The organism is Zobellella taiwanensis (assembly GCF_003012795.1).
Classification (GTDB): domain Bacteria; phylum Pseudomonadota; class Gammaproteobacteria; order Enterobacterales; family Aeromonadaceae; genus Oceanimonas; species Oceanimonas taiwanensis.
The window spans coordinates 100,449-120,268 of the sequence record NZ_PXYH01000011.1; the positions used below are offsets into that span (position 1 = coordinate 100,449).

Genomic DNA, 19,820 nt, shown 5'->3' on the forward strand with positions numbered 1-19,820 from the left:
GATTTGTCTTATATTCAGGCCGGCCCCGCCAAAAAGCAACCGCCTTCGGCGCCGGCGGGCTGATCGGGATCAACCTTTGTAGTCGTTCTTGTCCAGGCCGTGTTTTTTCATCTTGTCGTACAGGGTCTTGCGCGGCAGCTTGAGGCTTGCCAGGGTGTCCTTGATGGAGCCGCCGTGGCGGGCCAGTTCGGCCTGGATCAGGGTTTTCTCGAACTGGTCGACCCGCGCCGCCAGTCCCGGCGCGGCGGGCTCCCGCTCGGGGATGGGCCTGTCGTCGAAATCGAAGGTGCAGGCCTCGCCCAGCAAGACATAGCGCTCCGCCAGGTTGCGCAGCTCGCGCACGTTGCCCGGCCAGTCGTGGCTCATCAGGCGGTGGACGCGCTCCGCCGAGAGGGGCGGGATTTCCCGCTCGTAGAGGGTGGAGGCGAGCAGGGCGAAATGCTGGAACAGCATGGGAATGTCCTGGGCCCGGGCGCGCAGGGGCGGGATGTCGATGCGCACCACATTGAGCCGGTAATAAAGATCCTCCCGGAATTCCCCGGCCTCCGCCCGGGCGCGCAGGTCCGCCTTGGTGGCGGCGATGATGCGCAGATCCAGCGGGATCAGGGTATTGGAGCCGAGCCGCTCTATTGCCCTTTCCTCCAGTACCCGCAGCAGCTTGACCTGCAGGCTCATGGGCATGCTTTCGATTTCGTCGAGAAAAAGGGTGCCGCCGTGGGCATGCTCGAACTTGCCGATGCGTTTTTCCTTGGCATCGGTGAAGGCGCCCTTTTCGTGGCCGAACAGTTCCGACTCGATCAGGCTCTCGGGCATGCCGCCGCAGTTGATGGCCACAAAGTTGCGCTCCCGGCGCGGGCTGTGCTCGTGGATATAGCGGGCCAGCAGATCCTTGCCGGTGCCGGTTTCGCCCATCAGCAGCACGTCGGCGGGGGTTTCCGCCACCGCCTGCACCAGCCGGCGCAACTGCTGGACCGCCGGGGTATTGCCGATAATGCGCGGTCCGGGGGCGCTCTGGGCCTGCAGTTCCTGGCGCAACTGGCGGTTTTCCAGGGTCAGGGCGCGCTTTTCCAGGGCCCGGTGGACCACGTCCAGCAGCAGGTCGGCGGAGAAGGGCTTTTCGATAAAGTCGTAGGCGCCGTTGCGGATGGCGCCCACCGCCATGGAGATGTCGCCGAACCCGGTCACCAGGATCACCGGGATTTCCTCGTCCACCTGGCGCACCTGCCGCAACAGTTCCAGCCCGGTCATGCCCGGCATGTTGATGTCGGTAATGACGATGCCGGCGAACCGGCGGTCGAGCAGAGGCAGGGCCTTGTCGGCCCGGTCCAGGGCGGTGACCTGGTAATCCTCCAGCTCCAGGGTCTGGCCGGCGGACAGGCGGATATGGGCGTCGTCGTCAATCAGTAGGATGGGGCGGCTGGTCATGTCGGCTCCGGTGAAGGTTCGGCCCGGTTCAGGGTCAGGGTGAAAAGGGCGCCGCCGGCGGGGTGATTGCGGGCGGCCAGTTCGCCGTCCAGGCTCTGGGCGATGCGGTGGGAGATGGACAGGCCGAGGCCGAGGCCGGTGGACTTGGTGGTATAGAAAGGCTCGAAAATGTGTTCGAGCACCGCATCCGGCAGGCCGGGGCCGTAATCGCGCAGGGTGAGCTGCACCCGGGTGGCGCCAACCCCGAGGCCGATGTCTATCCGCGGCTCGGGCTGGCCGGCCATGGCCTGCAGGGCATTGCTGATCAGGTTGACCAGCACCTGCTCCAGCCGGCCCAGGTCGCCCTGGACCCGGATGCCGTCCATGTCCTTGGGCCAGTCGATGCGGGCATGCTGTTGCTCCAGTTGGCTGCCCATGATCACCATGACCCCCTGGCGCAGCCGGCGCAGATCCGTCTGCCGGCGGTTGTCCCCGCCCTGGCGGGCGAATTCCTTGAGCGGCTGCAGTATGGCGGCCATGCGTCCGGCGAGGGCGCCGATTTCCTGCAAATTGGTGGCCACCGCCTCGTGGCGGCCCCGTTCCAGCAGTTTGCGGCCGTTGTCGGCGAAGTGGCGCAGGGCGGTGAGCGGCTGGCTCAGTTCGTGGTTGATGCCGGCGGAGAGCTGGCCCAGCACCGCCAGCTTGGCGGTCTGGATCAGCTGGTTCTGGGTCTGGTGGTGCTGTTCTATCTCCTGCTGCAGTCGCAGGTTGGTGTCGGTCAGCTCCCGGGTGCGCTGGCGTACCCGCTGTTCCAGCTTTTCGTGGGCCTGCTGCAGCTCGGCTTCGTAGCGTTTTTTGAGCCGGTGGCGGGCCAGCAGGAACAGCACCAGGCCGGCGCAGGCCAGGTAGAGGGTCAACCCTATGGCCAGGGTGCGGAAGACGGCGGCTTCCAGCGGTCGCAGGCTGGCCAGCACGGCGACCCGCATGCCCGCCTCGGGCACCAGCCGGCTGAGCAGAAGGTAATGACCGGTTTGTTGCGGATCCAGGCCGTCGGTCCCGGGCGTCTGGTCGATCAGGGTCAGCAGCAGGTCACCCCTGGGGGTATCCTGGCGGCGGATGACGTCCAGCGGCAGCAGGGGAGCATCGCCGTAGCGCTGGCTGGCGCGGATACGGGCCAGATCGGCGCCGCTCGGTGCGGCACTGGGCATGGGGGCCGACTGGGAGCCCGCCGTCGCCGGCCGGGCGTGGTTGCCGTAATGGCGGCGGGCGGCGGCCCGGCGCGGATCTCCCTGCCGGTGCGACAGGATGCGAAAACGCCAGTGGCGCCGGGTGGAAATAAAGATGACGCCGTCCTCATCCATCACCAGTATGTCCTGCAGGGGGTCGTTCCAGCCTTCCTCTATGTCTTCCAAATCCACCTTGACCACGGTGACGCCGATGATCTGGCCGTTGACGGTCACCGGGTGGGAAAAGAAGTAACCCCTGACCTTTGAGGTGTTGCCGAGGGCGAAATAGCGGCCTATGCCGCCCTCCATCGCCTGCTGGAAGTAGGGCCTGAAGCTGTAGTCGTTGCCGATGAAGGGCCTGGGCTGGTCCCAGTTGCTGGCCGCCAGGGTGATGCCGTTGGCGGCGATCAGGTAGCTGTCGGTGGCGCCCATGGTGTGGTTGACCCAGGCCAGGTAGCGGTTGGCGTCCTCGACCAGCGCCGGATCCCGGGGCGATTGCAGCAGACGGATCAACTGGCGCTGGCTGGCCAGCAACCGGGGCAGATCCTTGTGCCGGTCGAGCTGGTGCTGCAGGTTGATGATGTAGCGACTGAGGTTGGCGTCGGCGCGCAACCGGGTCTGCTCCAGGCCCAGCTCGCGGGCCTTGGTGGCCAGCACAAAGGCCAGCAGCGCCATGCCGAGCAATAACAGCAGCAGCAGGGGGCCGCGCTGGGGGATGGAGGGGGTGGGGAGAGAATCCTTGCTCATGGGGCGGATTATGCGCCTTGCGGCCGGCGATTGGAATGCCCGGCGCGGGCGCTTGAGTCGGGCCCGGCATTGGGGCGACAATGGCGTTTTTGCCTGACGGAGCCGACATGGCCTTTCGCATTCGCTATCACTACCGCAAGCAGTCCCGGGAAATCGGCTACGCCAACGACCGCCACCACAGCCTCTATGACGCCATCGCCGAGGCGGAAGGGCTGGACTTGGGGGAATTCCGCCGGCTGGAAACACAGCTGGCCAATATCAGCCGCAACGATCGCAAAACCATGAAGGAGTTTCGCGAGGAATACTTCCGCAAGCTCGGCTTCAGCCAGATCAGCATTGTCCGCGACGACTGAAGTTGCGCCGAACAACATGAAAATGCCAATATAAAACAATGCTTTATTAGCAGATATTGATGCGGGCGGGGATTGTCGCGCACGCTGCCAAGCCGATAGACAGTTTCATATGGCTTTGCCATTATAAACGGGTCTCATACAGTTAATGGACTATCTGTGGACCCGACTCAGACCTTTTTCTCCTATCATGGCGCCCTCACGGGGCTGATCCACAGCCAGGCCTTCATCAACTACCGGCGGGCCGAAAAGCTGGCCTCCCTGGCGTCCCTGTGCAGCGAGCTGCTGGGCGTGGACAGGGTCAGCGTCTGGACCGTGGGCCTGAGCGCCGACGAACTGCGCCGGGAACTGCTGTATTGCCGCCGGCGGGGAGTCGAGCAGGGCGCCTGCAGCATCAGCCGGCAACAGCACCCGGAATATTTCGAGGCCATGCAGTCGGCGGCCATTGTCGATGCGGGCTCGGTGGGCGCCGACCGGCGCACCCGCAGCTTCCTGCAGCCGGGTTATGGCGGTGGCGAGGTGGCCGCCATGCTGGACGCCCCCATCTTCGACGGCAACCGTTTCAGCGGCGCCTTTTGCCTGGAACACGGCCAGCCCCGGGACTGGAGCCTGGCGGAGATCGCCTTTGTCACCGCCGTGGCCGATACCGTCAGCCTGCTCAATACCCACGAGGCCTGGCTCAACAGCCGCAAGGAACTGGACTATGTTACCCACCACGACGATTTCACCGGCCTGCTCAACCAGCGCTCCCTGCGCAACCGGGTCAATACCCTGATCGAACAGTCCCGCGGGCGGCAGGCAGACCCCTTTGCCCTGTTGTGGATAGACATCGACAAGCTCAACAGCATAAACCACGGCATGGGCATGCACATCGGCAACCAGGTGGTCAGCGAGGTGGCGGCGCGGCTGCGCGGCATGCTGCTGCCCGGCAAGGAACTGGTGGCGCGGGTCGGGGGCGATGAGTTCGCCCTGGTATACCGCTTTCCCGAGGATCAGGGCACCATGCACGGAGCCGTGGACACCATCCTCGATACCATCAACCATCCGATCATGGCCGGCGAGCAGAGAATCCAGGTATCGGCCAGCATCGGCATTTCGTTTTATCCCTACGACGGCGACGACACCGCCACCCTGATCCGCAACAGCGAGGCGGCCATGTACCAGGCCAAGGCCAGCGGCCGCCGCCAGGCCCAGTACTTCAACAAGGATCTGTCGGCGGGTGCCAAGGCCCGCTTCCTGCTGGAGGGACAATTGCAGGCGGCGATAGAGCAGGACCGGCTGACTGTGGTCTACCAGCCGATCATGGCCGGCGACGGCCGGCAGGTGGTGGGCCTGGAGGCGCTGGTGCGCTGGCAGCACGACAGCCTGGGCTTTATGTCGCCGGCGGAATTCCTGCCCCTGGCCTACGAGGCGGGGCTGATGGCCGAACTCGATCAGCGGGTCCTGGAGCGGGTGTGCCGGGACATGGAGCAGGAGCGGCTGGCCGGGCGCGCGCTGCCGCCGGTGGCGGTCAACCTGTCGGCCGATTCGATCATGAATCCGGCGCTGGCGGACCGGATATGGACGCTGCTGCAGCGTTACCGGGTCGACGGCGGCCAGCTCGAACTCGAGGTGATCGAGGACGTGATCAAGGGCGATTCCAGCACCCTGCGCGCCACCCTGTCGGAACTGGTGGGTATGGGTATCAAGCTGTCCATCGACGATTTCGGCACCGGCTATTCCTCGCTGCTGCGGCTCAAGAGCCTGCCGTTTTCCCGGCTCAAGATAGACAGATCCTTCACCCGTGAGCTGCCCAACGATGCCGACGACTGTGCCATCACCCTGTCCATCCTCGGCCTGGCCCGGGGGTTGGGCCTGCAGGTGATCGCCGAGGGGGTGGAACAGCGGGAGCAGGAAGCCTGGCTGCAGCAGCAGGGCTGCGATTACCTGCAGGGCTTTCGCTACGCCAGGCCCATGGCGCTGGACGAACTGCGCAACTGGCTGGATACCCGGCCCGCCTGAGCCGGCAGTGCAATCGTCGGTAGCTTTGGCTCGTCATTGAAATTTCATACGGCCTTTTTATTTTTATTCATCTTTTTGTGATGAAAAGCTGTCATTTCTAGCCATGAAATGACGAGTTCCGCTTTGCGAGTGCGCTCTCATTTTTGTCTGCTAAATCCATTATCTCTTGATTTTAATGGATATTTTTCCTTTGCTATAGGTTCCAACTGAATTCCGGTCGCCACCGGAAGCCGGGTGCCGGGGTGACCGGGCGCCCCTTTCGTTCACAGGGGAGTGGTGCAATGAATGCCATATTTTTAATGGTGGTAGGGCTGGGTGCGATGGCACTCGGCTACTTTTTGTATTCGAAATTCATCGCCGAAAAGATTTTCCGGCTCGATCCCAACTTTCGCACACCGGCCCATGAGTTCGAGGACGGGGTGGACTATGTCCCCACCAACAAGTTTGTGCTCTGGGGCCACCACTTCACCTCGGTGGCCGGGGCGGCGCCCATCGTCGGCCCCGCCATCGCGGTGATCTGGGGCTGGGTGCCGGCCTTTTTGTGGGTGACGCTCGGCACCATTTTCTTCGCCGGGGTGCACGATGCCGGTGCCATTTGGGCTAGTAACCGCAACAAGGCCAAGTCGGTGGGCGCGCTCACCGGCGACGTGGTCGGCGCCCGGGCCCGCAGTATCTTCATGATCGTCATCTTCCTGGTGCTGCTGATGGTCAACGCCGTGTTTGCTGTGGTGATCGCCGGCCTGCTGACCCAGTTCCAGACCTCGGTGATACCGGTGTGGGGCGCCATCCTGGTGGCGCTGATCATCGGCCAGCTGATCTACCGCAAGATGATGGGGCTGCTGACCGTCTCTGTGGTCGGGGTAATCGCCCTTTACGCCCTGATCTGGGTCGGGCCTTCCATGCCCCTGGCGCTGCCCGAGGTCTTCCTCGGCCTGACCGACAAGGCCCAGTGGATCATCCTGCTGTTTGTCTATGCTGCCATCGCCTCGCTGCTGCCGGTATGGATGCTGCTGCAGCCCCGGGACTACATCAACGGCCTGCAGCTGTTCGTGGGCCTGGGCCTGCTGTACGGCGCCGTGCTGATTTCCGCCCCGGACGTGGTGGCCCCGGCCTTCAACAGCGATGTACCGGAAGGCACGCCCTCGCTGCTGCCGCTGCTGTTCGTGACCATCGCCTGCGGCGCCATCTCCGGCTTCCATGGACTGGTGTCGTCCGGCACCACCTCCAAGCAGCTCGACAAGGAAACCGATCTGCGCTTTGTGGGCTACTTCGGTGCCATCGGCGAGGGCTCCCTGGCACTGGCCGCCATCATTGCCGCCACCGCCGGTTTCGCCACCCTGGCCGACTGGCAGGCGGTGTACGACGGCTTCGGCAAGGGCGGGGTCGGCGCCTTCGTGCAGGGCGGGGCCAATATCCTGAGCAATGGCCTGGGCTTCAACATCGAGCTGTCCCAGACCATCCTCACGGTGATGGCGGTGCTGTTTGCCGGCACCACCATGGACACCGGCCTGCGCCTGCAGCGCTATATCTTCCAGGAATGGGGCAGCATTTATAACATCGGCTGGATGCAGAAGGCGGCGCCCGCCACCCTGCTGGCGGTGGGATCCTGCCTGGTCCTGGCGTTCGGCGCCGGTGGCGACGGCTCCGGCGGCCTGTTGATCTGGCCCCTGTTCGGCACCACCAACCAGCTGCTGGCCGGCCTGACCCTGCTGGTGATCACCGTGATGCTGGCCCGGCTCGGGCGGCCGGTGTACTACACCCTGCTGCCGCTGGTGTTCGTGCTGGTGATGACGGTGCTGGCGCTGCTGATCCAGCTCAAGGGCTTTTACGATCAGGGCAACTGGTTCCTGTTCGGGCTGGATCTGGTGGTGCTGGTGGCGGCCATTCTGGTGGCGCTGGAGTGCGCCTCCACCCTGGGCAAGCTGCGCACGGCCAAGGCCGGGGGCCAGGCGTGAAGATAAAACGGATGCTGGCCTGGGTTGCCCGGGCCAGCCAGTTCGCGGAAGAGGTTTACAATGCGCCCTACCGGGCGGCCATCGCCCGGGCCAAGCGGGAGGAGGACGACCTCTTTATGCTGCTGGTGTTTTCGGAAATGATGGGAGTGCCGAACCCGGCCTCCTATTACACCCTGGAGCTCCAGCCCCTGCTGCTGGAGCGTTTTCACGACTGGCATAAGCGGATGGGGATGGAACATTCCCCGCTCGATCATTTTCGCTGTTGCTGAGGGAGCAAGCTGCCGACGTCGAGGTCTTCGGCCAAGGGGAGCCGTTCCGCCGACACGCCATAGGACGTGATACTCGCCGTTTCGGCCTGCTGCGAGCATTCACTGGATGCTCGGTCAGACCGAAACAGCTCGTCACGGCGAGCAAGCTCGCCCCCTGGGGGCTCGGACATGCCATCCCTGGCATGTCACGGTCGGCGGAGCGGCTCCCATTGTCCTCCCTATACCATGGGTGTTGCCTGCTTGGACATAACAGCCAAGTCGCGTGCAACACAGCCTGGATTTCCCGGAGAACACTATGCCATTAACCGATAAAAGAGTGCTGCTGGTGGGCGGCAAGGGCGGCGTGGGCAAGACCACGGTGTCGTCCGCCCTGGCGCTGCTGGCCGCCGGCAGGGGCAAGCGCTGCCTGCTGGTATCCACCGATCCGGCCCACAGCCTGGCCGACGCCTTCGGCCGGGAGATAGGCGACAATATCACCCGGCTGGCGCCCAACCTGGACGGCCTGGAGCTGGATCCGGACCGGGAGGTAGAGCAGCACCTGCACAAGGTGCTGACCCAGCTCAAGCGCTTTACCCGGCCCGAGATGTACGGCGAGGTGGAGCGCCAGATCCGGCTGACCCGCCAGTCCCCCGGCGCCCAGGAGGCGGCGCTGCTGGAGCGCATCGCCCGGGTCATCGAAGAGGGCATGCAGAGCCACGATCTCATCGTGTTCGATACCGCCCCCACCGGCCATACCCTGCGCCTGCTCAGCCTGCCCGAGGCCATGGCCGCCTGGACCCAGGGCTTGCTGCGCAGCAACCAGCGCTCGGAAAAGCTGGGGGAGGTGCTGGGGCACCTGACGCCGAAGGCGGGGCGGGATATCGACAGCCCGTTTGACGATCCGCGCGAGCACGAAACCGCCGGCCTGGACGACAGGAGCAAGGCCATCACCGAGACCCTGCTGGCCCGCCAGCGGCTGTTCCAGCGTACCCGCCGGGTGCTGACGGATGTGGAGCAGAGCGCGCTGCTGTTCGTGCTGACTCCGGAGAAGCTGCCGATACTGGAAACCGGGCGGGCGGTGGCGGCGCTCAAGGCGGAAAAGCTGCCCCTGGCCGGGCTGGTGGTCAACCGCATATTGCCGGACGATGCGGACGGCGACTTCCTGGCCCGGCGGCGCGAGTTGGAACAGACCCACCTGGCGGAGATCGCGCGCCTGTTCGCCGATTTGCCCCGTTATCCGCTGTTCCTGCAGCCCACCGATATTCAGGGGCTGGCGGGGCTGGGCGAGATGGCGGCCCGCCTGGAGCGGGCCGGGCTTTAACTCACCGTTGACTCCTACCGGCGGCGACAGAGTTCCGCCAATCAGGCCCTCCACGGCAAGGATGGCGCGGCACAGCCCCCGGAGATGGGGGCGTGGCGATGGGGCGTGCGCAATCCCGTCGCGGCGGCATTATCGGGATCAGTTATCGAGGCGGGCCTGGCCCAGCAATTGCTGGTGTACTGTCTTGATACAACGATCTTCCACGTATTCCAGCTCGGCCTCGGCGGCGGATTCAGCGGCCTGGCCGCTGCGGATCCCCTCCTGTAGCCAAAGGCACAGGGCTTCGTGTTCGATGGCGTCGAGGGCGATATCGGCGGCGAACTCGCCCCGGCGGAACACGTTGACCAGTTGCACCGGCTGGTCCAGGTCCTCCAGGTCGGCCACGCAGGTCTGGCCGAGGATGATGGCGCCCGCCAGCTGGGGATTGACCGGGAACACCCGGTAGCCCTGTTGCAGCAGGTACTCCATCACCTGGTAGCTGGCGCGATCCGGGCGGTTGGAGGCGCCGACCAGGGCGATGCTGCGGGTGTTGGATAGAATACGTTTCAAGCGATCTTGCTCAAGCGCGTCCATGGGTACATACCTAGTGGAATAAAAGCCCCTTTATACCAGCTTGCCCGCCCGATAATCCATTATCGCCTGCTCAATTTCGGCCACCGAATTCATCACGAAGGGACCGTACTGCACCACCGGCTCCGCCAGCGGCCGGCCCGCCAGCAGCAGTACACGGGCGCCCTGTTCGCCCGCCTCCAGCATCAGCTCGTCGCCTTCGCCCAGCAGTACGGTGTGCTCCGCCGCCATTGTCTGGCCGGCTAGCCGCACCTCCCCCTCGAAGGGGTACACCAGGGCGCTGAGTTCGGCGGCCAGGGGCAGTGCCAGCTGGGTGTTGGGAGCCAGGCGGATATCGGCAATCAGCGGCTGGGTATGGGGGCTGTGGATGGGACCCGACAGCGGTTGTCCGGCCAGCTCCAGCTCGCCCGCCAGCAGGATGAGTTCGCCGCCGGCGTCCAGGGCCGCCCTGGGCAGACTGGCCGCGGGGATGTCCCGATAGCGGGCCGGCTGCATCTTGAGGGCGGCGGGCAGGTTGAGCCAAATCTGGAAGCCGCGCATCCGGCCCGCTTCCTGCCTGGGCATCTCCGAGTGGATAACGCCCCGACCGGCGGTCATCCACTGCACGTCGCCCGGGCCCAGGTGTCCCTCGTTGCCCATATGATCCCGGTGCAGCATGTGGCCGTCGAGCATGTAGGTGATGGTCTCGAAACCCCGGTGCGGGTGGTCGGGAAAGCCGGCGATGTAGTCGGCGGCATCCATCGAGGAGAAGTTGTCCATCATCAGGTAGGGATCCATCCGCTGGTCGGGTCCCTGGCCCAGGGCGCGCTTGAGGCGCACGCCGGCACCATCGCGGGTTTCCTGGGCCGGATAGTGTTGGATCGGTGTTCTGCTGCTCATACCTGGTTCTCCTGGCTCAGTGAGGCGCGGTCGTGGGGCCGGGTCCAGTCCTGTTGCGGCCCTGTCGATACTACGCCGTGGGGGTTGATGGTCGGATGGCTGCGGAAATAGTGGTGGCGGATGTGTTGCAGATCGGTGGTGGCGGCGATGCCGTCGGTCTGGTACAGGTCGCGCAGGTAGCCGTAGAGCGTCGGATATTCGGCAATTTTACGCCGATCGCACTTGAAATGGGTGTGATAGACGGCGTCGAAGCGGACCAGGGTGGTCCACAGCCGGATGTCCGCCTCGGTCAGCCGATCGCCCAGCAGGTAACGCCGGTCGGACAGCCGCCGCTCAAGCCGTTCCAGCCCCTCGAACAGGGTTGTGACCGCCTCGTCGTAGGCATCCTGGCCGGTGGCGAAACCGGCCTTGTAGACGCCGTTGTTAATCTGGTCGTAGACCCAGGTATTGAGCTCGTCGATATCCTGGCGCAGCGCTGGCGGGTAGTAGTCGCCGGGTTTGGCGCCGAGGCCGTCGAAGGCGCCGTTCAGCATGCGGATGATGTCGGCGGATTCGTTGCTGACGATGGTCTGCCGCTGCTTGTCCCACAGCACCGGCACCGTGACCCGGCCGGAGTAACGGGCGTCTGCCTTGAGATAGAGCTGATACAGGAAGTCGAGGCCATAAAGATCGTCGCCGGTGGCGCCCTCGAAATCGGTGGCGAAGGTCCAGCCGTGTTCCCGCATTACCGGGTGCACCACCGACACCGAGATCCTCTCCTCCAGCCCCTTCAGGCGGCGCAGGATCAGGGTGCGGTGGGCCCAGGGACAGGCCAGGGATACATAGAGGTGATAACGGCCCGCCTCGGCGCGAAAGCCCGCCTGGCCACTGGGGCCGGCTTCGCCGGTCGGGGTAATCCAGTGGCGAAACTGACTCTCGCTGCGCTCGAAACGGCCGCGGGTGGCCTTGGTGTCGTACCAGACGTCGTGCCAGACGCCTTCTACCAGCTTGCCCATGTGCTGACTCCTGTAATGGGGATAACAGGGCCATTGTGGCGCACTGGGCGGGTATCGCCAGCGGGGATATTAGAGCCAGTTGTTCAGGAAATTTGAATATGCGGCCTGCCGCCTCTGGCAGGCCGCGCCGGCGCGCTCAGTAAAACCGGCCAAGCCACTGGCGCAACTGTCCGGCGGGCAGGGCGCCGGACTGGCGGGCCAGTTCCTGGCCGCCGGAGAAGACGATCAGGGTGGGGATGGAGCGGATGCCGAAGCGGGCCGCCGCCTGGGGATGGGCTTCGGTGTCCAGCTTGGCCAGGCGCAGCCGGCCCTGCAGCTCGCCGGCGGCGGCCTCGAACACCGGCGCCATCATTTTGCAGGGGCCGCACCAGGGCGCCCAGAAGTCCACCACCAGGGGCAGGGTCTCGTGGGCCAGCAGGCGCTCGAGCCGGGGGCCATCGAGGGTAAGCGGGCCGGCCGGCAGCAGGGCGGTCTTGCATTTGCCGCACTGGGGCTCCTGTTGCAGCCGGGTTGCCGGCACCCGGTTCTTGGCCCCGCAGGCCGGACAGATCAGGTAGTACTCGCTCATGGCATCAGTCCTCGTCGGCCAGCCGGTAGTCCAGGACGTAGTCGCTGCCGGTCAGGGTGAGCCTGCCCTGCTGATGTTCGACGGCGGCGCCGCCGCCGAGGGTGGCCAGCACGGCGGCTTCTATCTGCTGGATGTCGGGAGGGCAGGCCATCTTGGTGCTGGCCAGGGGATCGGCCCTGAGCCGCTCCCGTTCGAGTCGGGCGCTGCCGAAGAAGCGGTTGCAGCCGGCCAGGCCGCTGACCGCCATGTGCTCGCCGATGATCAGTTCTGAGCCGATGCCGGCATCGACCGGCTCGCCGTTGATGCTGGCCAGGGCCCAGCGCTGGTGCTGCAGTTCGGATTCGGTGGTGGCCAGGCCGCCGGCGCAGGCGGTCAGCAACAGGGCGGTGGTGGCGGCAATCGCGGATTTCATGGGGTGCTCCTTAGTTGATTTGGTTGTCGCAGGGCTGCCGGCGTGACAGCCGCAGCAGGTTGTCGAGAGTGGTGTGGGCGATGGCGGCCAGGGCTTCCCGGGTGAGGAAGGCCTGGTGCCCGGTCATGATGACGTTGGGGTAGGCGGACAGCAGGTGGAAGGTGTTGTCGCGGATGATCTCGCTGGACTTGTCGGTGAAGAACAGGTTTTCCTCTTCTTCATAGACGTCCAGGCCGAGGGCGCCAATCCGGCCGCTGTTGATGGCCTCGATGGCGTCGTCGGCGTTGAGCAGACCTCCCCGGCTGGTGTTGATGATCATCACCCCGTCCTTCATGCGGGCGAAGCTGTCGCGGTTGAGCAGGTGGTGGTTTTCCCGGAACAGGGGGCAATGCAGGCTGATCACGTCGGCCCGGGCGAACAGCTCGGCCAGGGGCACATAGCGGGTGCCCAGGGCCAGGGCCTCCGGGTTTTCGTGCGGATCGTGGGCCAGCAGCTCCATGCCCAGCCCCCTGAGGATGCGCAGGGTCGCCACCCCTATCTTGCCGGTGCCGATCACGCCGGCGGTTTTGCCGTGCATGTTGAAGCCGACCAGGCCGTTGAGGGAGAAGTTGGCATCCCGGGTGCGCTGATAGGCCTTGTGGATATGGCGGTTGAGGGTGAGCATCAGCCCCACCGTATGCTCGGCCACTGCCTCGGGGGAGTAGGCGGGCACCCGCACTACCGTCATGCCCGCCGCCCGGGCGGCATCCAGATCCACGTTGTTGTAACCGGCGCAGCGCAGGGCGATAAAGCGCACCCCGCCGGCGGCCAGCACCCGGATGACCTCGGCGTCGACCTTGTCGTTGACGAACACGCAGACGGCGTCAAAGCCCCGGCCCAGGGCGGCGGTCTGGGCCTCGAGCCGGACATCGAACCAGGTGATGTCGAAACCATAGCCGGCGTTCTGCTCGGCGAAGGGCTGCCGCATATAGGGTTGGCTGCTGAAAAAGGCGATCTTCACCGGATCGTACTCCTCGCTGCGGGTTGATACAGGGATACTGTGCGGTCGCCGCCGTTTTTTCAAGGGCGGGTCCCCGGGTGCCAGTAATGGTCCGGCAAGCGGCGGCTCGCCTCGGTCAGATCCGGGTTGGCCAGCTCCAGGCGCAAGCGCCGCTCCGCCTGTAATTGCCGCAGGCTGTCGCGGATCAGCGGGTGGCCTTCGAACAGGGCCAGGAAGCTGCCATCGGCATAGGCCTGCTCCAGCCCCCGCGTGAGCGCCTCGGCCAGCCTGGGGGCCTCGGGGCTGACGAAGAAATAGACGGCGAAGGGGTAGTGCAGCAACAGCCGGGGCTCCACCATCAGTTGCGGGTAGTCCCGGCTCCGGGCGGCCAGCTCGCCAAAGGCTTCCACCGGGCTGCGCGGATAGTAGTCCACGTGCTGGTTGCGGTTGAGCATGTCAAGGATGGAGGCGCGGCGGGCGGCGCTGATGTTGAGCCCTGCGCCCCTGAGGATGTCGATGTCGCTCCAGCCGATGCCCTGCACCCCGGTAAAGGCGGCCAGTGCGGCCAGGCTGTCCACCTGTGCGAACTCGGTCTGGCGTGCCTGATTGATGATCAGCACCCGCAGGCCGGACAGGCCGCGCAGCAGCGGCACCCGCACCGGCAGCAGATTTTGCTCGTATTCGGAGGAGGTGCCCATCCAGGCCAGATTGATGGGTTCGCCCCGCAGCAGCATCTGGGCCTGCCGGTGCTGGGTTTCGTTGAGGGCGACGGGGTTGATGGTGAAGGCCTCGCCGCTTTTTTCCAGAGCCAGCTGCAATACCTGACGGTAGTAGCCGTGGTGGGGGGGCGCCGGCTCGGGCTGGGGGATATTGACCACCAGTCCGGCCCGGGCGGACAGGCTGAACAGGGCCAGCAGCAGCAGAAGTCTGTACATGATGCCGTTTCCTTGCTGAAGTAGGGATTCTGGGTTAGTGATAGACTCAATCTACCCTGAGTGGCGGTATCTTGTCCCGCCGGGCCGGTGTTTTTATGGTGGTATAGGGAGACCTTGATGCAAGTGATGATTTTGGCCGGTCGGCCCGGCATGCTGGATGCGCGGATTGAAAGCGCCATCGGCAAGCGGCCGGTCAGCCGGCCCCAGTACTGCAGTGTGGACGGCCTGAGCGACGATGTCCAGGTGTCTGCCCGCTATCACGGCGGGCCCGAACGGGCGCTGCATTATTATCCCCGTGAGCACTATGAGTTCTGGCGCTGCTGGTTTCAGGGCATGGGGCTGACCCGGACCCGGACCCTGCTGGGGCCGGGCGCCTTCGGCGAGAACCTGTCCGGGACGGGCTTGCTGGAGAGCGAGGCCTGTATCGGCGATATCTACCGGCTGGGAGAGGCCCTGGTGCAGATCAGCCAGCCCCGCTCGCCCTGCTACAAGCTGAATGCCCGTTTTGGCTATGATTTTTTCTCGGTGCTGGTGCAGGCCAACGGCCGGGCCGGATGGTTGCTGCGGGTACTGGAGGAAGGGGAGGTGATGCCTGCCTCGGCATTGACCCTGGTGGATCGGCCCTGCCCGGAGATGCCGGTGAAGCGGGCCGGCGACATAGTGTTCAACCAGGCTTTCGATCGGGCAGGTCTTGCCGAGTTGGCGGAATTGGATTGTTTATCAGCCAGTTGGCGTAAAAAAGCAGCGGATTACCTGGCTGCGGGGCGGGTGGATGACTGGACCGGTCGATTGTTGGGCCCCAAATAAGGTTTTTGCACAAAAAGAGCTTGCAAGGCCTTCGCCGTTTATGTACATTCTCGCCCCGTTGACGGCATGTAGCGCAGCCTGGTAGCGCACTTCGTTCGGGACGAAGGGGTCGGAGGTTCGAATCCTCTCATGCCGACCAGATTCCGAAAAGCCCCGCAGAAATGCGGGGCTTTTTGCTGTTTATCCGCACCTCACCAGAGGGCCGCCCAGGCCCGCCTCCGAAGGACGTTCTTCCTGCCGGGACTCTTCCTCGGCCTGCCGTTGCAGCCAGGCCAGCAGCTCCGGCGCGCCCGCCTTGTTCAGCACCCGGCGGGGATACACCACGAAATAGGACTTGTTGAGCGGCAACGCCAGGGAAGACAGGGCCACCAGCCGTCCCTGGCGCAGCTCCTCCCGGATCAGGGAGCGCTGCCCCAGCAATATGCCCCGGCCGGCGAGGGCGGCGTCTATCGCCATGGCCGACAGGTTGAACGCCGGCCCCGGGTTGGGTGGCCGGCGGGTGATGCCGGCCGCCAGCAGCCATTCGCTCCAGTCCGGCAGAAAGCGGCCGTCGCGTCCCCAGTCCACGTGGATCATCATGGTGCTCTCGGTCTGTCCCTGGTAGGCCGATCATGTCGGTGGCCCGCAGCGGCGCCCTGGTGCTGCCCGGCTTTATGAAGCCGGAAGCGGTGGCGCAGGTGAAGCAGGAAGGGCTGGACAAGCAGCATCTGGCCTATTACACCGCCAGCCGGCACAACGTTTACCTGGCACAGCCTGATCCTGCCTTCGCGGAGGATCATCAGCGCAACCTCACCGTCGTGTCGTCCAAGGGATGCATTACCACAACACAGTTGCATCAGGCGGCGGGAGTAGTTTCCGTCGCCGACGGGGAGTACGACATAGAGGTGTCTATGGATACGATAGTACTGGCAGTATTGCTGATGATAGGGTTGAGCCTGGCGCGGGTGCCGGTGGTGATCGCCCAGGTGCTGTAGTGGCCGGCCGGGGACGGGGCAGGGCCCTGTCCCCGCCGTTATTCCGTCACCACCACGTCCTGGCCGTTGAAGCTGACGCTCTGGCCGGCCGTGATTTTGCAGCGCTTGCGTACCTCCACCTCGCCGTTCACCCTAACCTGGCCGTCGTCGATCACCATTTTGGCCATGGCGCCGGTGTCGCACCAGCCCAGCACCTTGAGCAGGTTGTGCAGGGGGATAAAGGGGTGGCCTTCGAGGCTGAATTGTTCACTCATTACGCTTGTTCTCCGGTGGTAAAGGGAAGGCCATGGTAGCATCCCCGGGCACTGTGCCGGCAGGGGAGATGGCGCCGATTTTTGTGTACCAGGTCTTTGTTATTTGTGAACAGATTGGGCAGTATTAGGGATTCCTACGAGACGATGGCATGTGCATCGCATTGACCGTCTTTCTCGCCCACCCTGCCATTCGACCAAGAGGTGCCTATGTCCGGATTATTGTCCCATGTCGACCCTGATGGCCTGCTGGAGTATTCGGTGGTGTACACCGACCGTTCCCTCAACCACATGTCCCAACGTTTCCAGCAGGTGATGCGGGATATTTCCGTCGGCCTCAAGGGCCTGTACCGGGCCGAGTCCGTGGTGGTGGTGCCGGGCAGCGGCACCTTCGGCATGGAGGCGGTGGCCCGCCAGTTTGCCACCGGCAAGCGCTGCCTGGTGATCCGTAACGGCTGGTTCAGCTACCGCTGGAGCCAGATTTTCGAGGCCGGCGCCATCCCCGCCGAAGAAAAGGTACTCAAGGCCCGGCCTGTTGCGGCGGGGCACCAGGCGGCCTTTGCCCCCGCGCCCATCGAGGAGGTGGTGGCCGCCATAAGGGCGGACAAGCCGGATCTGGTGTTCGCCGCCCATGTGGAAACCGCCGCCGGCCTGTTGCTGCCCGATGACTATATCCGGGCGCTGGCCGAGGCCGTGCATGAGGTGGGCGGAATGCTGGTGCTCGACTGCATCGCCTCCGGCACCCTCTGGGTGGACATGGCCGACTGCGGGGTGGACGTGCTGTTGAGCGCCCCCCAGAAGGGCTGGAGCAGCTCGCCCTGCTGCGGCCTGGTGATGCTGAGCAAGCTTGCCCGGGAACGCATCGAACAGACGCAAAGCACCAGCTTTGCCTGTGACCTGAAAAAATGGCTGCAGATCATGGAAGCCTACGAACAGGGCGGCCATGCCTATCACGCTACCCTGCCCACCGACGCCCTGATCCGTTTCCGGGATACCCTCAAGGAAACCGAGGCGCTGGGCTTTGGCCCGCTCAAGGAGCGCCAGCAGCAACTGGGCCGGCGGGTACGCGACCTGCTGGCGGCCCGGGGAATAAAAAGCGTGGCCGCCGACGGCTTTGCCGCCCCCGGGGTGGTAGTGTGCTATACCGAGGACGCCGGCATCAAAAACGGCAGCAAGTTCGCCGCCGAAGGCCTGCAGATTGCCGCCGGGGTTCCCTTGCAGTGCGACGAGCCGGCGGATTTCCAGACTTTCCGCCTCGGCCTGTTCGGGCTGGACAAGCTGCAGGATGTGGATCGCACCGTCGCGACCCTGGAGCAGGCCCTGGACCGGGTATTGCAAGACTAAGCCCGGCTTGCGCCAGCAGCAACAACACGCCGCCCTTGGGCGGCGTGTTGCATTCAGGCGGCGCGCACCGGCGAGCCGGTAGGGCCTAACTCCGGCTCGGCTGGCCCGGCCGCCGGGCCGGCCAGGGTGAAATGGGCTATCTGGCGTGTCAGCTGGTGCGACGACTGGTGCACCCGCTGGCTGCTGAGGGAAATGAGCTCGGCCACCTGCAGCGCCTCCTGGGCCCCTTCGTTGATGTGGATAAGGTTGCGGTTGATCTCTTCCGCCACCGCCGACTGCTCTTCGGATGCGGTGGCGATTTGGGCATTCATGTCGTTGATGCGCTGCACCTCGTCGAGGATTTGCTCCAGATCCCGGCCCGCGGCGCCGACCACGTCCATGCTGATGGCCGCCTGCTCCTGGCTGTTGTGCATATGGCCGACCACGGCGGAGGCGTGATTCTGCAACTGCTGGATCATCTGCTGGATTTCGCCGGTGGAATCCTGGGTCCGCTGGGCCAGGGAGCGTACCTCGTCGGCCACCACGGCAAAGCCCCGGCCGGACTCGCCGGCGCGGGCCGCCTCGATGGCCGCGTTGAGGGCCAGCAGGTTGGTTTGCTCGGAAATGGTGCGGATCACCTCCACCACCGAGCCTATTTGCTGGGTCTGGGTTTCCAGCTCGCGCATCGCCTTGTCGGCCTCGGCCACCGAATCCGCCAGCTGGCGCATGCTGGCGATGCTGCGGGCAACGTCGTCATGGCCCATGCGGGCCTCGCCGTTGGCCTTTTCCGCCGCCCCCGAGGCATCGTTGGCGTAGCGGGCCACCTCGTGCACCGTGGCGTTCATTTCGTTCATGGCGGTGGCGACCTGGTCGACCTCGGTAAACTGGGCCTGCATGCTGGCCCGGGTCTGCTTGCTCTGCACGCTGAGCCCTTCGGCTTCTCCGTCGAGCACCAGCGCAGCCTGGCGCACCTGGCGCAGCAGTTCACACAGTTGTTCGCCCATGGCGTCCACGCCGCGGGACAGCCGGCCGATTTCATCGGTGCGGGTGGCGCCGGTACGGGCGCTGAGATCGCCCTGGCCGAAGCGGCGCACCACATCGCCGACCCGGGCCACCGAAAAGGTGAGCGAGCGGCTGATGATGAAAATCAGCACCAGGGCGATGGTCATCACCAGGGCCAGCAACAGCAGGGAGCGGGCCGCCTGTTGCCAGAACAGGGCATCGATATCGCTCAGATAGACGCCGCTGCCAATGACCCAGCCCCAGGGCTCGAACCCCTGTACATAGGAGACCTTCTGCTGCGGGCTGTCGAACTGGGGGCCGATATAGCGGTATTCCACAAAGCCGGCACCGGCATCGCGCACCCGATCGACCATGGCCTGCCAGTGGTGCTGGCCGTCGGCGTCGGTGACCTGGGTCATGTCGCGGCCTTCCTCTTCCGGCTTCATCGGATGCAGCACCAGGCGATGCTGCATGTCATTGATCCACATATAGCCCTCGCTGCCGTAGCGCAGGGCGCCGACCGCCTGCAGGGCCAGTTGCCGGCTTTCCTGCTCGCCCAGGCTCTGACGCTGACGGTGGAAATGGTCGATCAGGGAAACGGCGGTTTCCACCTGTTCGCGGACCTTTTCCTTGCGCGCGTCCAGCAGTTCCTGGTGCAGTCCGACCATGGCCGAGCCCTGTACCAGCAGGATGCCGATGAACAGGCTGGCGACCATGGTCAGCAGCTTGTAGCGCAGGCTGAGATTGTTAAAAAGTTGCATATCCATCCTCCCCGGTGACCGGGCTGACTGAGGGTGGCTTGCCGCCAATGGCAAAGGCCGGCAGCGAGCCTGCCGGCATGCCATACCACTGGCTGAAGCGTCCCGTGCTTAT

Annotated in this window: 20 protein-coding genes and 1 tRNA gene; 9 read left to right on the forward strand and 12 right to left on the reverse strand. The window is 65.0% G+C overall.

Going from position 1 to position 19,820, the window contains the following annotated elements; genetic code table 11:
- Positions 1-69 precede the first annotated feature (69 nt).
- Together C7I36_RS09675 and C7I36_RS09680 are read right to left on the reverse strand one after the other, a co-directional pair.
- Positions 70-1,425 carry a sigma-54-dependent transcriptional regulator gene (locus C7I36_RS09675; RefSeq protein ID WP_106453512.1) on the reverse strand — a complete coding sequence of 452 codons (1,356 nt, stop codon included), beginning with the start codon at positions 1,423-1,425 and terminating at the stop codon, positions 70-72.
- Positions 1,422-3,377 (reverse strand): sensor histidine kinase, encoded by a 1,956-nt coding sequence (locus tag C7I36_RS09680; RefSeq protein WP_106453513.1) that lies wholly within the window; start codon positions 3,375-3,377, stop codon positions 1,422-1,424. The genes C7I36_RS09675 and C7I36_RS09680 overlap by 4 nt, the downstream gene beginning before the upstream one ends.
- Positions 3,378-3,484: 107 nt before the next feature.
- Here C7I36_RS09680 and C7I36_RS09685 point away from each other — a divergent pair, with 107 nt between their 5' ends.
- The 5 genes from C7I36_RS09685 (at position 3,485) to C7I36_RS09705 (ending at position 9,252) form a co-directional block, all read left to right on the forward strand.
- On the forward strand, positions 3,485-3,730 hold the full coding sequence (locus tag C7I36_RS09685) for a DUF2960 family protein (RefSeq protein WP_106453514.1): 246 nt from the start codon (positions 3,485-3,487) through the stop codon (positions 3,728-3,730).
- A gap of 156 nt (positions 3,731-3,886) precedes the next feature.
- Complete coding sequence (locus C7I36_RS09690) at positions 3,887-5,728, forward strand: putative bifunctional diguanylate cyclase/phosphodiesterase (RefSeq protein WP_106453515.1); 1,842 nt, start codon at positions 3,887-3,889, stop codon at positions 5,726-5,728.
- Between the two features lie 281 nt (positions 5,729-6,009).
- Complete coding sequence (locus C7I36_RS09695) at positions 6,010-7,683, forward strand: carbon starvation CstA family protein (protein WP_106453516.1); 1,674 nt, start codon at positions 6,010-6,012, stop codon at positions 7,681-7,683.
- Positions 7,680-7,952: a cory-CC-star protein gene (locus tag C7I36_RS09700; RefSeq protein WP_106453517.1), complete on the forward strand. Its 273-nt coding sequence runs from the start codon at positions 7,680-7,682 to the stop codon at positions 7,950-7,952. Before C7I36_RS09695 ends, C7I36_RS09700 begins: the two co-directional genes overlap by 4 nt.
- Positions 7,953-8,247: 295 nt before the next feature.
- Complete coding sequence (locus tag C7I36_RS09705) at positions 8,248-9,252, forward strand: ArsA family ATPase (protein WP_106453518.1); 1,005 nt, start codon at positions 8,248-8,250, stop codon at positions 9,250-9,252.
- 138 nt (positions 9,253-9,390) lie between these two features.
- Here the strand turns inward: C7I36_RS09705 and C7I36_RS09710 are convergent, their stop codons facing one another.
- From C7I36_RS09710 to C7I36_RS09740, 7 genes are all read right to left on the reverse strand, one after another.
- The gene (locus C7I36_RS09710; RefSeq protein WP_245880087.1) at positions 9,391-9,801 is read right to left on the reverse strand and encodes a CoA-binding protein; all 411 of its coding nucleotides are present in this window, start codon (positions 9,799-9,801) and stop codon (positions 9,391-9,393) included.
- Between the two features lie 54 nt (positions 9,802-9,855).
- Positions 9,856-10,701 carry a pirin family protein gene (locus tag C7I36_RS09715; RefSeq protein WP_106453520.1) on the reverse strand — a complete coding sequence of 282 codons (846 nt, stop codon included), beginning with the start codon at positions 10,699-10,701 and terminating at the stop codon, positions 9,856-9,858.
- The gene (locus tag C7I36_RS09720; RefSeq protein WP_106453521.1) at positions 10,698-11,696 is read right to left on the reverse strand and encodes a glutathione S-transferase family protein; all 999 of its coding nucleotides are present in this window, start codon (positions 11,694-11,696) and stop codon (positions 10,698-10,700) included. Before C7I36_RS09720 ends, C7I36_RS09715 begins: the two co-directional genes overlap by 4 nt.
- Positions 11,697-11,832: 136 nt before the next feature.
- Positions 11,833-12,264 (reverse strand): thioredoxin TrxC, encoded by a 432-nt coding sequence (trxC, locus tag C7I36_RS09725; RefSeq protein WP_106453522.1) that lies wholly within the window; start codon positions 12,262-12,264, stop codon positions 11,833-11,835.
- A gap of 4 nt (positions 12,265-12,268) precedes the next feature.
- Positions 12,269-12,676, reverse strand: coding sequence for an META domain-containing protein (locus tag C7I36_RS09730; RefSeq protein WP_106453523.1), 408 nt, complete (start codon positions 12,674-12,676; stop codon positions 12,269-12,271).
- 10 nt (positions 12,677-12,686) lie between these two features.
- Positions 12,687-13,676: a 2-hydroxyacid dehydrogenase gene (locus C7I36_RS09735; RefSeq protein ID WP_106453524.1), complete on the reverse strand. Its 990-nt coding sequence runs from the start codon at positions 13,674-13,676 to the stop codon at positions 12,687-12,689.
- 59 nt (positions 13,677-13,735) lie between these two features.
- A complete protein-coding gene (locus C7I36_RS09740) occupies positions 13,736-14,590 on the reverse strand; it encodes a hypothetical protein (RefSeq protein WP_106453525.1) in 855 nt (284 codons plus the stop codon).
- A gap of 117 nt (positions 14,591-14,707) precedes the next feature.
- Here C7I36_RS09740 and C7I36_RS09745 point away from each other — a divergent pair, with 117 nt between their 5' ends.
- Positions 14,708-15,397, forward strand: a complete 690-nt coding sequence (locus C7I36_RS09745) for an MOSC domain-containing protein (protein ID WP_106453526.1) — start codon at positions 14,708-14,710, stop codon at positions 15,395-15,397.
- A gap of 62 nt (positions 15,398-15,459) precedes the next feature.
- Positions 15,460-15,536, forward strand: a tRNA-Pro gene (locus C7I36_RS09750).
- A 41-nt stretch (positions 15,537-15,577) separates the two neighbouring features.
- Here C7I36_RS09750 and C7I36_RS09755 read toward each other — a convergent pair.
- Complete coding sequence (locus C7I36_RS09755) at positions 15,578-15,976, reverse strand: LysR substrate-binding domain-containing protein (protein ID WP_106453527.1); 399 nt, start codon at positions 15,974-15,976, stop codon at positions 15,578-15,580.
- Between the two features lie 32 nt (positions 15,977-16,008).
- Between C7I36_RS09755 and C7I36_RS09760 the strand changes: the two genes are divergently transcribed.
- Positions 16,009-16,371 (forward strand): hypothetical protein, encoded by a 363-nt coding sequence (locus C7I36_RS09760; protein WP_106453528.1) that lies wholly within the window; start codon positions 16,009-16,011, stop codon positions 16,369-16,371.
- A 38-nt stretch (positions 16,372-16,409) separates the two neighbouring features.
- On the opposite strand, the gene ybcJ is transcribed toward C7I36_RS09760, so the two are convergent.
- On the reverse strand, positions 16,410-16,625 hold the full coding sequence (gene ybcJ, locus C7I36_RS09765) for a ribosome-associated protein YbcJ (protein WP_106453529.1): 216 nt from the start codon (positions 16,623-16,625) through the stop codon (positions 16,410-16,412).
- Between the two features lie 207 nt (positions 16,626-16,832).
- Here ybcJ and C7I36_RS09770 point away from each other — a divergent pair, with 207 nt between their 5' ends.
- On the forward strand, positions 16,833-17,966 hold the full coding sequence (locus C7I36_RS09770) for an aminotransferase class V-fold PLP-dependent enzyme (protein ID WP_106453530.1): 1,134 nt from the start codon (positions 16,833-16,835) through the stop codon (positions 17,964-17,966).
- Between the two features lie 53 nt (positions 17,967-18,019).
- Here C7I36_RS09770 and C7I36_RS09775 read toward each other — a convergent pair whose 3' ends face one another.
- The gene (locus tag C7I36_RS09775) at positions 18,020-19,708 is read right to left on the reverse strand and encodes a methyl-accepting chemotaxis protein (protein ID WP_106453531.1); all 1,689 of its coding nucleotides are present in this window, start codon (positions 19,706-19,708) and stop codon (positions 18,020-18,022) included.
- Positions 19,709-19,820 lie beyond the last annotated feature (112 nt).

What these genes read in the sequence shown, in the direction of transcription:
- C7I36_RS09675 (WP_106453512.1), bottom strand. Translation starts at nt 1,425, where the DNA reads ATGACCAGCCGCCCCATCCTACTGATTGACGACGACGCCCATATCCGC.
- C7I36_RS09680 (WP_106453513.1), bottom strand. Translation starts at nt 3,377, where the DNA reads ATGAGCAAGGATTCTCTCCCCACCCCCTCCATCCCCCAGCGCGGCCCC.
- C7I36_RS09685 (WP_106453514.1), top strand. Translation starts at nt 3,485, where the DNA reads ATGGCCTTTCGCATTCGCTATCACTACCGCAAGCAGTCCCGGGAAATC.
- C7I36_RS09695 (WP_106453516.1), top strand. Translation starts at nt 6,010, where the DNA reads ATGAATGCCATATTTTTAATGGTGGTAGGGCTGGGTGCGATGGCACTC.
- C7I36_RS09705 (WP_106453518.1), top strand. Translation starts at nt 8,248, where the DNA reads ATGCCATTAACCGATAAAAGAGTGCTGCTGGTGGGCGGCAAGGGCGGC.
- C7I36_RS09715 (WP_106453520.1), bottom strand. Translation starts at nt 10,701, where the DNA reads ATGAGCAGCAGAACACCGATCCAACACTATCCGGCCCAGGAAACCCGC.
- C7I36_RS09720 (WP_106453521.1), bottom strand. Translation starts at nt 11,696, where the DNA reads ATGGGCAAGCTGGTAGAAGGCGTCTGGCACGACGTCTGGTACGACACC.
- trxC (WP_106453522.1), bottom strand. Translation starts at nt 12,264, where the DNA reads ATGAGCGAGTACTACCTGATCTGTCCGGCCTGCGGGGCCAAGAACCGG.
- C7I36_RS09730 (WP_106453523.1), bottom strand. Translation starts at nt 12,676, where the DNA reads ATGAAATCCGCGATTGCCGCCACCACCGCCCTGTTGCTGACCGCCTGC.
- C7I36_RS09740 (WP_106453525.1), bottom strand. Translation starts at nt 14,590, where the DNA reads ATGTACAGACTTCTGCTGCTGCTGGCCCTGTTCAGCCTGTCCGCCCGG.
- C7I36_RS09745 (WP_106453526.1), top strand. Translation starts at nt 14,708, where the DNA reads ATGCAAGTGATGATTTTGGCCGGTCGGCCCGGCATGCTGGATGCGCGG.
- C7I36_RS09755 (WP_106453527.1), bottom strand. Translation starts at nt 15,976, where the DNA reads ATGATGATCCACGTGGACTGGGGACGCGACGGCCGCTTTCTGCCGGAC.
- C7I36_RS09760 (WP_106453528.1), top strand. Translation starts at nt 16,009, where the DNA reads ATGTCGGTGGCCCGCAGCGGCGCCCTGGTGCTGCCCGGCTTTATGAAG.
- ybcJ (WP_106453529.1), bottom strand. Translation starts at nt 16,625, where the DNA reads ATGAGTGAACAATTCAGCCTCGAAGGCCACCCCTTTATCCCCCTGCAC.
- C7I36_RS09770 (WP_106453530.1), top strand. Translation starts at nt 16,833, where the DNA reads ATGTCCGGATTATTGTCCCATGTCGACCCTGATGGCCTGCTGGAGTAT.
- C7I36_RS09775 (WP_106453531.1), bottom strand. Translation starts at nt 19,708, where the DNA reads ATGCAACTTTTTAACAATCTCAGCCTGCGCTACAAGCTGCTGACCATG.